The organism is Flavobacterium sp. P3_A6, assembly GCF_056403035.1.
In genome coordinates this window covers 153,341-165,286 of the sequence record NZ_JBFUGG010000003.1, presented here as the reverse complement: position 1 = coordinate 165,286, position 11,946 = coordinate 153,341, and the positions used below count along the sequence as shown (strand labels likewise).

Here is an 11,946-nt window from a genome sequence, read left to right as displayed (position 1 = left end):
ATTTTTTATATGTCTGCTCAAAAACGCCTTTACCTTCTCGATGCTTACGCATTAATATTTCGTGGTTATTTTGCCTTTATAAAAAACCCAAGAATCAATTCAAAAGGAATGGATACTTCGGCAATTATGGGATTTATGAATGCCCTGATGGATGTTATTAAAAGGGAAAAACCAGACCATTTGGCTGTCGCTTTTGACAAAGGCGGAAGCACGTACCGATATGAAATGTACCAAGAATACAAAGCAAATCGCGACGAAACTCCCGAAGCCATTAAAATCGCCGTTCCATATATTCAGGAATTATTGAAAGCGATGCACATTCCAATTATTGAAGTTGCCGGTTTTGAAGCCGATGATTTAATAGGAACTATAGCAAAACAGGCCGAAAAGGAAAATTATCAGGTTTATATGGTAACGCCAGATAAGGATTTTGCCCAGTTAGTTTCCGAAAATATTTTCATGTACAAGCCAGCAAGAATGGGTAACGATATAGAAATTTGGGGAATACCGGAAGTTTTAGCCAAATTCGAAATTGAACGCCCCGAACAAGTCATTGATTATCTGGGAATGATGGGCGATGCTGCCGATAATATACCAGGATTGCCAGGCGTTGGAGAAAAAACAGCCAAGAAATTTTTAGCAGAATACGGTTCAATGGAAAATCTATTGGCCAATACACATCAATTGAAAGGTGCGATAAAAGACAAAATTGAAGCCAATGCCGAGTTGGGAATTTTGTCAAAAAAATTAGCGACTATTCTGCTCGATTGTCCTGTGACATTCAACGAAACTGATTACGAATTATCCAAACCCGATGTTGAAAAAACAGACGAATTATTTCAGGAATTGGAATTTCGCCAAATGAAAGCCCAGTTTGACAAATATTTTGGAACAGGAAAAGAATATGATGAAATCGACACTAATGGCAATGGCAACTCCAATGACAATGCCAATGGCAATGGCAATGAAAAAATAGTCAAAAAAGCTCCTGCCAAAAAATCCAATGAAGACCAATTTGATTTATTTGGTTTTTCAGATGAAGAAAGCGGCGAAACAAAACACAATTCATTTTACGCAACTTTAGAAAACACCGAGCATTTTTACCAAATCATTCAGGGCGATTTTGCTGTAAAATTGCTTTTGCAAAATTTACTTCAGCAAACTTCCGTTTGTTTTGACACCGAAACTACAGGAATTGATGCTTTGAATGCCGAATTAGTCGGAATGTCATTTTCTTTTGAAAAAGGAAAAGCATTTTATGTTCCGTTTCCGGAAAACCAGGAAGAAACACAAATTTTAATCGATAAATTCAAACCATTTTTTGAAAGCGAAACTATCGAAAAAATTGGCCAGAACGTCAAATACGATTTAAAGATCCTTTCGAATTATGGCGTTGAAATTAAAGGAAAGTTATTCGATACAATGATTGCGCATTATCTGATCAATCCCGATATGCGTCATAATATGGATGTTTTAAGTGAAACTTACTTAAAATATTCTCCAAAATCCATTGAAGATTTAATTGGTAAAAAAGGAAAAGGGCAAAAAACAATGCGTGAAGTTCCTTTGGAAGATATAAAAGAATACGCTGCCGAAGATGCCGATGTTACCTATCAATTAAAGCAGAATTTCAGTCCGATTCTCGATAAAGCCGAAACAAAAAAACTATTTGATGAAATCGAAATTCCGTTAATACCAGTTTTAGCAGCGATGGAATTGGAAGGAATTAATCTGGATGTTCCTTTTTTAAAATCGATGTCTGTTGAAATGGCAGTCGAAAGCAATGCATTGGAACAAAAAATCTATGAAACTGCTGGCGAAAAATTCAATTTGGCTTCCCCAAAACAATTAGGCGATATTTTATTCGAAAAATTAAAAATTGGCGGAGCCAAACAAAAGAAAACCAAAACGGGTCAATACGCTACTGGCGAAGAAATTTTGTCTTATTTAGCCAATGACAACGAAATTGTACGAGACATTCTCGAATGGCGCCAGATGGTGAAACTGCAAAGCACTTATATTGATGCACTTCCGAATCAGGTTGACAAAAAAACAGGACGCGTTCACACCGATTATATGCAGACTGTTGCAGCAACGGGCCGTTTGAGTTCCAACAATCCGAACCTGCAAAACATACCAATCCGTACCGAAAGAGGACGATTGATCCGTAAAGCATTTATCGCCCGTGATGAAAATTACACTTTAGTTTCTGCGGATTATTCTCAGATAGAACTGCGTATCATTGCTGCTTTATCCGGCGAAGAAAATATGATTAAAGCTTTTCAAAACAACGAAGATATTCACAGAAGTACGGCTGCAAAAGTATTCAACGTTCCATTGGAAGAAGTGACAAAAGAGCAGCGAAGCAATGCCAAAACAGTAAACTTCGGAATTATCTATGGTGTTTCAGCTTTTGGATTATCAAATCAAACATCGCTTTCGCGAAAAGAAAGCGCCGAACTGATTGATGCGTATTATTCGACTTATCCAAAACTGAAATCGTACATGTCCAATCAGGTAGATTTTGCAAGAGAGCATGGCTATGTACAAACAGTTCTAGGAAGAAGACGATATTTGAAAGATATTAATTCTGCCAATATGATGGTGAAAAGCGGTGCCGAACGAAATGCCGTAAACGCTCCTATTCAAGGTTCTGCTGCTGATATCATCAAAATCGCGATGATTAATATTCATAAAAAATTAGTTTCAGAAAACTGGAAATCGAAGATGTTACTGCAGGTACATGATGAGCTTGTGTTCGATGTTCACAACGATGAACTTGAAAAAATTCAGCCGATGATTAAGTATGAAATGGAAAACGCCTTTAAAATGGACGTTCCGCTGGATGTTGAAATAGGTTTGGGAAAAAACTGGCTGGAAGCGCATTAAGCATAGTTCCTTTATATTTGAATTTTTGAGAACTTTAATAAAAATACAGATTTTTAAAAATGACTGACGATTTCAACCCACCAATTAAAAGTAGAACAACTAATGAATTGCTAGAAATAGCTGGAGCTCCAAAAAAATGGAATCCAAGAGCATTAAAATTTGCTATTGACGAACTGCACTATAGAAAAGTTGATACCTCACTAATTGAAGAAGCACAAAAAGCTGAAAAGCAAAAAATAGAATTGGAAATTTTAAAAAAAGCTACTAAAAGTTATCAAATTTCAGATTTCATTCTCAGACCAAAAAGTACTCTTTTTGAACTTTTATTTACATGGGAATTGAAAAAGGACGGATACATTCTAAAAGCAAAACAACAAAAAACATTCAAAATTGCTCTTTGTATTATTATTCTTTTTGTCTATCTCATAAAAGGATTAACTGACCCTAGTTAATTCTCAAAAAGAATAGCTGGAAGGACTTTATTTTGATTGGCAATATTAAATTTTAGTATTCAGGCGCGATAGATAAAAAAACTAATAGATACATAAATATTGGATCAATTTTAAAATAGAATTACTATTACTTATTCAACAACAAAACCCGAAGGCAATGCCAGCAATTTATATTGAATAGTTTTTGCCAAGCGGTAATCACCGAGAGCATTAGGATGCAGTCTATCGGTATCTTTTTTAGCAAAGTATTGCGATTGTGAATCAGCCATTGGAAAAAGACCACTTGTAGAATAGAGGTCAATCAGTGGAACCGCCCAATACGAAGCTGCTTGTTTCAATATATCAACATAGGAATCAATATACAATCCCTGCCCGTTAGCATAATTTTCGTCAGGCTGTACATTCTTGTCGTTAAACTTAGCATAACCCCTGTGAATAGGCGTCATAATAACAATTTGCTGCTGAGGGAAATTATTCTTGAGGTACGACATGGCTTTGTTAATCCGTCCGCAAAAGGTTGAATCATTCAGGTTTGGAGTCCTGTATTTCCGCGTCACCTCTTTTCCATTAAAATTGGTTTGCTTTGTTGTTTCACTGAAAAATTCACCCAACGAAATATTGTGGTTATAATCATTCGTGCCCGCAAAAATCAGTATTGCATCAAGCTTTGTTCCCTTTTCTTCCTGCAGTTTTACAGATTGTTTATAAATATCATTCCATTGATTTCCGCTAATGCCATATACAAAAGGTTCTATCCCCAGCAATTCATTTAGATACTCCCAGTAAACGCAAGTAGTTCCAACACGGCGTTTATCTGTCATCGAATCACCCAGAAAAGCCACCCGCTTGCCCTGCCATTGTGAGCTGGGTGTTTTTTCATTGTCTGTTACTTTTACTTTTGGAACGGCTTGTTGTGCAAATCCATTATAAACAACTGTCAATAAAAGTATGGAGACAAGGGCAATTATATTTTTCATATGTATTAATTTTATTTTTAAGAGAGTTTGGGATTAAATTAAGCCCTATTTTCGGATTTACCACACAAGTGATAGCGAACTGGCGAAGCAAACCATTCCAAATACAAAACCATCTTTCCATTAAGCCAATTGCCTAAATCCGTTGTAGCTGTTAGTGGTTGCCTTTCTCTGTCATTTTTTTGGTTTGTCTAAATATTTTTTCATTATCCAACCTGTCTGCGGTAAGTTGTCGGTTGGACTAAAGTAGCTTACATAAATCCACTTATGATTAACTTGTAAAACAGTTACTTCAAAGTTAACAGGCAGTTTTTCTATCAGAAATGACTTCAATCTTGGTTTTGACATTACTTTGCAAATTCTGCTGGTAATTCGAAACTTTTTATCTTCTTTTAATTTCTTTTCGTAAATGCTGAATTGTTCTTTTATTAATGTTTCAACTTCTTGTTTTGTAGCATATTCTTGTTTAGGCGACCAATTTCTTGCTTCTCCCATTACCGCAAGAATAAAGCCCAATATTGTCAATAGTTTCCAAAACAAAGAATTGGCATCTGCATCAATTTTGTCAACTTTGATTTCAATTCTTTGAAAAAACTCTTTCAGTTCATTTAATCCTTTGTTTGTTATTCCATTCTCGTCAAATATTCTTTCATTTAGAGAAACGGCTTCTTCAGTAATTTCCTCAAAATCATCAATTAAATCCCATTTTCTTTGAGTCGCTGCAATTGAAGCTAATTGTCCTGAAATACCACTAACCGCAAACTGTAAATTATTAATTTGAGAAAATGCGGATTGATTTTTAGTAAATGTTTCTGTTATGCTTCTAAGGTTTCCAAAAAGTTGGTCGTGTTGTCTGTGTATAGATGTTATGGCATCAAGTGTTGATTGTGGAATAGCAAATCGCATTGATTTTGTTAGTGCGTCAATTGCAGACAAATGAGGGATTGAAGCCATTTGTTGTTGCATATTTTTGGCAAGGTCAGACAACATACCTACGTTTCTCAAATTTTTTGTAAACCGTTCTTGCTGTTGCATACTTTTGGCAAGTTCAGTCAGCATACTTATTCCGCTAAGATTTTTTCTGAACTTTTCTTGTTCTTGAAAGCTTTTAGCAAGTTGAGTAATTGTGTTAAGTCCACCGAAACTGCTTGTCATTCTTTCTTGATTTTTTAGCATTTCCGAAATTTGTGAACTTAAACCTAACGATTTATGAATATTTTGAGCCCATTGGGTAGATTTTATTATGTCGTCAAATCCTGCCATTTTTACTTTAAATGTTTATTGTTTACTGTGTTCACTAAGGTTGTCACTAACTAGCTTATATACGCTACAAACCTTCGCATATACACCCAAAATCGGGTAGATTGACGAAAGTTTGTTTCGTTTTATTCTTTTCTCAAATATAGAAATTTAAAATTATAAAACTACAAAGCGTAATTTTTATCCGTTTCAGCTGTTTTTGCGTTCCACCCAGTAAAATAGGGCATCTGAAGAAAAAAGAATGCAGTCAAACGGTCTTCGGACTGCATATTACATACTCCTAATTCCCAATTATAAGCTTCGGACAACCTCTCGCCTTTTTCGAATCGCCTTTTAAGACCTTACAATGGGTTATTCAAAATTTATTCAGTAATATCAAACTTAATCTTATAGTAAACCTATTTTTTACTCTGCAATCCAATCGCATAACAATTCCCATCGGCACTGCCAAAATAAACAGTATTATTGGCGACAAAAGGCGAAGAAACAATAGATCCCAATTTATAAAACTGATCCATTACCGCCTTGTTGACATCATACAGCGAAACATCTGAACCTTTGGAAGCATACATAAAATCAAGAAAATTATTGTTTAATGTTTTTGGAGCAAATTCTTTACGGCTTTCGGTGCTGAAACTGCTCCATTCCTTACCCAAAGATTTTGTGTTTACTGCAAAAAAATTACCCGTAAAATCTCCAAAATAGGCAGTTTCGCCAGCTATAGCAGGAGAACCATACACATAACCGTTTGCCTTAAACTTAAATAATTCTTTTCCTGTTTTTGCATCCAATCCTAATAATGCATAAGTATCAGAAGTTCCTACATACAAAATACCATCAGCCACAACTGGTGAACTGATAATCCAGGAATAAGCGGCATCGTACTTCCAAACCAGTTTTCCGGTCTCGGCATTTAGGGCAAATAAAAAGGGATCACGAGCTCCAAAATAAACCATGTCATTTGCAACTGTCACACTGGATTCAATCCCTTTGAAACCAACTTTAGTTCCGGTTTCAAATTTCCAGCGCTCTTTTCCGGTTGTTATATCTATGGCATACAAATTAGCATCCCAGCTGCCTATGTACAATGTGTTTTTATCAAGAACCGGACTGCAGTGAATTGATCCTTTCGCTTCAAACTTCCATTTCAATTCGCCCGTATTCGCGTTAAGCGCATATACATTCCAGTCACTGCTTCCGAAGAAAACACTTGGATTTTGTTTGTCGTGATTTATAACTGGTGTTGACAAAAAGAAATCCCATAAATCATCCATATACTTATCCGCAGGTTTCAGTCCCAAGAAACCTATTTCGCCCGACCATTTCTCTCCTCCTGTTTTGAATTTCCATTTCAAATGACCAGTCTTTGCATCAACAGCGTAATAATAACCGTCGAAACTACCAAAGTAAACTGTGCTGTTGAAAATTGCCGGAGAACTGTGAACTGCGCCTTGGGTTTTAAATTTCCAAAATATTTTACCCGTCTTTTCATTAACTGCATAAAGGTTTCCGTCTTCACTGCCAATATAAACAATTCCATTATTTACAATTGGTGAAGAAAATATTTTACCATCGGTTTTGAAAGCCCATTTTAAGCTACCAAGCGGTTTATAATTTTCACCTTTAAAGACACGATTTTGAAATGGGCTCATTACCGTTGTCTTGCCTTGCTGGCCAAAAACAGTCCCATAGTTAACTATTAAAATAACTAGTAGCAGGTAAATTATATATTGTCTTTTCATATAATCCAATTTTTAAATTCTCATATCAAAATATTAACAGCTAAAGCGCTAAAAGTAATATTTAATTCACTAAAACAAAGAATTTATTTACAACATAAAGTGATACGTCATTTTTATCAAAAATATGTTGGCAGGCTTGCTTCCAAGGATTTGCGAATTCAATTCGGTAAATAAATTTTCGTTAGTAACTCCATTAGATTTTATTGCTTGCGACCAAACCAAAAACAGCTCCGAACCCGGAATATATTCCCAACGCATTACTAAATTAGATTGAAACTGTGCAACAGAAAAATCAGGATTGCGAATTGTATAATCTGTGGTGCCATCGGTATCTTCATCTATTTGATATCTATTATCAGCCTCGTCAAAATTAATTTGATTTGTATTAAACAGACTTATTCTATCTCCATAATAATCAGCCAAGGGATTAATTACCTTATTAAAATGATTATATTTTCCTCTGGAAATAAAAGGCTGTCCATAATACTGAATTGTCAAATTGGGATTGATATTATAATCCAATCGGATAGAAGCACTCAATGTATTTTGATCTAAATTTCCTGTAATATATCTTGGTTCACCGTTAAATCTAGATTCTGTGATGTACTGCAGTTTATTTTTATTGACCGAAAAACTGGGATTTAATGAAAGTGTAAAAGCATTAATCGGCTGATAAGTAATCCCCAAACCAAATTCTGTATAAGAAAATGAATTGTCTTTCCCTTGAGAATCATAAACGGCTGTGCTGAATTTGAGTTTTTTTCTGCTGTCGGATGCAATATTAATTGATTTAAAAAACTCTTCGGAATAGCGAAATCTGGGACCGCCCTGCAAAATAGAATTCGAATAATTTACAGGTTTATAAATTAGTGAGACGGCAGCTTCCCAATTATTTTTTAAAATGGAGCTTGCTCCTAAAGTATACTGCATTTTATTGTAATTCCCTCCAAAATCAAAATTTGTAAACTGCTCCAATTGTGTCGTTATTTTTCTGAACTGCCCAAATGGCTTTAATGTCTGATAGGACAAAAATGCATACTGCTTAATTTCATCAGCCTGACGCAGAAAACCAATGTCGTTTAGCTCTAACTCTGGAGATCTCCACATTAATGAGGCATTATAACGCCAGTTTCCCACACTAGCTTTTCCTAGTTCAAATTTGCCGCCCGTCCCCATCAATGATGTTCTTTCTAAATCAACAGACACATATTCTGCATCGACTCTTTGAAACAAATGCGTCATGCTTCTTTGAGTAATCACCATGGCTTCCTCACTCCCGTTAATCTGGCTCATTACAACGTTTCCTTTAAAATAATATTTCCTATTCTTCCAATTGTGTATAAAATCAATTCCTGATGTATAGGCGGATTTATGAAGGAAATTGAGATTGTTTTCATCTACATTTCGATTTGTTGCAGTAAAAATGCCTCCTATATAACTGTTCCGGTTATTAAAATCTTTTTGCACTCTGCCAACTAAATAATTAGTAAAAGGCTCTACTAATTCTTCCCTTTCGTTCCGATTTTCAAGAATTCTTGCAAATTCATTTTTCGTTACGCTCTCGAGCGCACCAATTGACCAGCCACTTTTTGTTTTTCCGCTAAATTTAGCCGCTCCTAAAATCGTTGAATTATCAGGAACCGAAACAAAAGCCTGCCCAGAAACATTCGGAATACCATGCGGATTGCCTCCAATCCTTCGGGAATAAAATAAATTATCCTGATTATCAGCAAAAATATAGTCGAAGATATTTTTATTCTCAACAAAAAACGGACGGCGTTCCTCGTAAAAAATCTGAAAACCATCTAATGCAATTGCTGCTGGATCGGCTTCTACCTGACCAAAATCCGGATTAATAGTCATGTTTAGCGTTAAATCATTAGTTATGCCAATCTTTGCATCCAACCCTCCGTTTATCTTAAAATCATTCCCATCCTTATACGGATTTCCCTCTACGGACGGATACGTTTCTAATTTGGAAAGTAAAAACGGCTGTATTTCTATCTGCCGTTTAGGAGACAACCCAACCAGACCGCGTAATTCTCCAAACTCACTTACCCATCCCGGAGCATCAAGAGGAATACGCTGCCAAACCGAGCGTTCCTCCGTCCTAAAATATCTCCTAGTAGATTGCAGTCCCCAAACTTGTTCCGGAGCATCACTAAATTTTAGCTGGCTGAGCGGAATTTTTATTTCTGCCGTCCAGCCTTCCTCATCAACATTGGTTTTTAGGTACCAAATAGGATTCCAATTTCCTTCCCAAGTTTTCCCATTATCCGAAATAAAACCATCACTTTTTACTCCAGCAACAGATCCTGCAAAAGAAAAACTGGTAAGCTTATCATTATGACTGCTAATATTTATTTCGATCCAATCTCCTTCAAAGCCATCCCTTCTGGATAATCTTTTTACGATTCCTTTAGGATCTTTGTCATAACACCGAAAACCAAAATAAATAAACTCGGTATCATACACCACTTTAAATTTAGTCTGTTCCAAAGGTGCTGTATTTTCGTCGGGAAGATTTTCGATGAAATCTCCCGTCCAATCTACAATATCCCAGCCTGCATCTGTTAAAAGTCCGTCTATAACAGGTGGTGCCTGAGTCCCTAATGCTTTTGTGGTGTAAATTTTTCTTTCAACTTTAGGTGCTTGTTGCCCAAAACTCATTTGAAAAAAGAACAACAATAAAAACAAGATCTTTTTAGAATGAATCATATTCCAATTTTCTAATAAATTAAATTGTACCACAAGAAATCTTGAACTATTTATTCAATTCTAAAACCCACATTTTTGTCGCAGGAATAGTTATTTTGTCCGATGTTTTCAAAATTTCATCTGTCAGAACATTTTTTGCGGAAGCGAAACCAGTAGCTCTTTCGTCATACTTTTGAAAGTCAATTTGTTTTTCAGAAGTGCTGGTATTCATAACACACATGATGGTTTGATTTTCATCATATCTAAAATACACATACAGTCCGTCAACAGGAACATAATGCATCATTTTCCCTGTTTTCAGTGCCGATGCATTCTTTCTGAAATTAGCCAGTTTCCGAACCAGATCCTGTGTTGATTTTTCATCAGCTGTCATTCCTTTTCCAGTAAATGCGTTTTTGGCATCTTCTTTCCAACCGCCGGGAAAATCAGCACGAACCAAACCGTCAGGAGCTTTGAACCCTTTCATCAAAACTTCGGATCCATAATACAACTGCGGAATTCCTCTGCAGGTCAATAACCATTGATATCCCATTTTCTGTTTTTCTGCATTCTCTCCTACTAACGAGAAAAAACGAGGCTCATCATGATTGTCTAATAACAATACTTTTTGCATTGGATTCTTACTCAAATAATCACTGCTCAAAGTGTAGTACAATCTGTTCACCCCTTCTTTCCAGCCAAAAGGCTCTGTCAAAGCTGGAATGATTCCGTAATACAAACTTTGAAAATCCACAACTGATGGCAAATTACTTTTGAAACTGACATCCATATTATTTTGTTCAAAATATGCCTGATTGGTAACGCCATGAACCATGATTTCTCCGAAAATGGTAATTTTTGGGAATTCATCCATTATGGCTTTATTGCAGCGATTCGCAAAATCCAAATCATTATAGGTATAGGTATCCAAACGGACTCCATCAATACCAAATTTTTCGATATGCCAAATACAGTTTTGAATAATGAAATTGGCCATAAAGGGATTGCCTTGATTAATGTCCGGCATTATGGTATCAAACCAGCCGTCACTCATTGTTTTTTTATCCGATTTTGTGCCATACGGGTCAAATAATGGAATCTCTCTGTTATTGGTTTTGGTATATGTTGGCCAGCGATGAACCCAATCATTGGCAGGAGGATCCAGTTCTAAAAAATGAAAAGAACCAATATGATTATAAACCGCATCAAAAATAAGCTTCATGCCTCTTTGATGTAATTGATCACTCAACTTCTCGTACAAAGCATCGTCGCCATATCGTTTATCAATTTTATAATGATTGGTAATGGCGTATCCATGTTCTGTTCTTTTTTCCATATCATTTTCCATAATTGGAGTAAACCATAAAGTAGTAACTCCAAGCCCTTGAATATAATCCAGATTATTAATCACACCTTGCAAATCACCACCATGACGATCATACATTTCTTTTCTATTAAGGGATTGATCTCTCATTCCTTTTACCTGATCATTCGTAACATCACCATTACTGAAACGATCCACCATAATCAAATCAATAAAATCGCTGGAAGTTACTCCTTGCGCATATTTCATTCCGTTGCCTGATCTTCGATTATAAAGTGGCCATTTTATTTTTTGCTTCCCTCCTTTTTGATTCAATTCGATGATTACATCTCCGGCAACAGCATCTGGAGCAATTACAATATCTACAGCAATATATTTTTGGTTGGGAAAAGAATACGTTTTTGTAATAGTTATTCCGGGATAATTGATAATCACTTTATCAGATGAAAATGTATCATCAGTGCTTCGAATAAGTAATTGGATTGAATTGGTCTTCATTCCTGTCCACCAGTTTGTGGGATAAACTTCAGTATTTTTGGCATTTGTTACCAAAGAAAAACCAAATAGTAGCATTAAAATTAAAGCTGTTTTCTTCATAATAGTTATTT

General features: G+C 35.7%; 7 protein-coding genes. 2 read left to right on the top strand and 5 right to left on the bottom strand.

Annotated features, from left to right (window positions below; translation table 11 throughout):
• The first annotated feature begins 9 nt into the window (after positions 1 to 9).
• Together polA and AC1DVP_RS04225 are read left to right on the top strand one after the other, a co-directional pair.
• Complete coding sequence (gene polA / locus AC1DVP_RS04230; protein ID WP_477182300.1) at positions 10 to 2,889, top strand: DNA polymerase I; 2,880 nt, start codon at positions 10 to 12, stop codon at positions 2,887 to 2,889.
• A 59-nt stretch (positions 2,890 to 2,948) separates the two neighbouring features.
• The gene (locus AC1DVP_RS04225) at positions 2,949 to 3,341 is read left to right on the top strand and encodes a hypothetical protein (protein ID WP_477182299.1); all 393 of its coding nucleotides are present in this window, start codon (positions 2,949 to 2,951) and stop codon (positions 3,339 to 3,341) included.
• A gap of 131 nt (positions 3,342 to 3,472) precedes the next feature.
• Here the strand turns inward: AC1DVP_RS04225 and AC1DVP_RS04220 are convergent, their stop codons facing one another.
• From AC1DVP_RS04220 to AC1DVP_RS04200, 5 genes are all read right to left on the bottom strand, one after another.
• Entirely contained in the window at positions 3,473 to 4,318 is an 846-nt protein-coding gene (locus AC1DVP_RS04220; protein ID WP_477182298.1) for an SGNH/GDSL hydrolase family protein, read from the bottom strand.
• A gap of 171 nt (positions 4,319 to 4,489) precedes the next feature.
• Positions 4,490 to 5,578, bottom strand: coding sequence for a hypothetical protein (locus AC1DVP_RS04215; RefSeq protein ID WP_477182297.1), 1,089 nt, complete (start codon positions 5,576 to 5,578; stop codon positions 4,490 to 4,492).
• A gap of 395 nt (positions 5,579 to 5,973) precedes the next feature.
• On the bottom strand, positions 5,974 to 7,317 hold the full coding sequence (locus AC1DVP_RS04210) for an outer membrane protein assembly factor BamB family protein (RefSeq protein ID WP_477182296.1): 1,344 nt from the start codon (positions 7,315 to 7,317) through the stop codon (positions 5,974 to 5,976).
• Between the two features lie 87 nt (positions 7,318 to 7,404).
• Positions 7,405 to 10,035, bottom strand: coding sequence for a DUF5916 domain-containing protein (locus AC1DVP_RS04205; RefSeq protein WP_477182295.1), 2,631 nt, complete (start codon positions 10,033 to 10,035; stop codon positions 7,405 to 7,407).
• 46 nt (positions 10,036 to 10,081) lie between these two features.
• A complete protein-coding gene (locus AC1DVP_RS04200) occupies positions 10,082 to 11,935 on the bottom strand; it encodes an alpha-amylase family glycosyl hydrolase (protein WP_477182294.1) in 1,854 nt (617 codons plus the stop codon).
• Between the last annotated feature and the right edge of the window lie 11 nt (positions 11,936 to 11,946).

Bases quoted from the DNA above. Each gene is read 5' to 3' on its own strand.
- polA (WP_477182300.1), top strand. From the start codon at position 10: ATGTCTGCTCAAAAACGCCTTTACCTTCTCGATGCTTACGCATTAATA.
- AC1DVP_RS04225 (WP_477182299.1), top strand. From the start codon at position 2,949: ATGACTGACGATTTCAACCCACCAATTAAAAGTAGAACAACTAATGAA.
- AC1DVP_RS04220 (WP_477182298.1), bottom strand. From the start codon at position 4,318: ATGAAAAATATAATTGCCCTTGTCTCCATACTTTTATTGACAGTTGTT.
- AC1DVP_RS04215 (WP_477182297.1), bottom strand. From the start codon at position 5,578: ATGGCAGGATTTGACGACATAATAAAATCTACCCAATGGGCTCAAAAT.
- AC1DVP_RS04210 (WP_477182296.1), bottom strand. From the start codon at position 7,317: ATGAAAAGACAATATATAATTTACCTGCTACTAGTTATTTTAATAGTT.
- AC1DVP_RS04205 (WP_477182295.1), bottom strand. From the start codon at position 10,035: ATGATTCATTCTAAAAAGATCTTGTTTTTATTGTTGTTCTTTTTTCAA.
- AC1DVP_RS04200 (WP_477182294.1), bottom strand. From the start codon at position 11,935: ATGAAGAAAACAGCTTTAATTTTAATGCTACTATTTGGTTTTTCTTTG.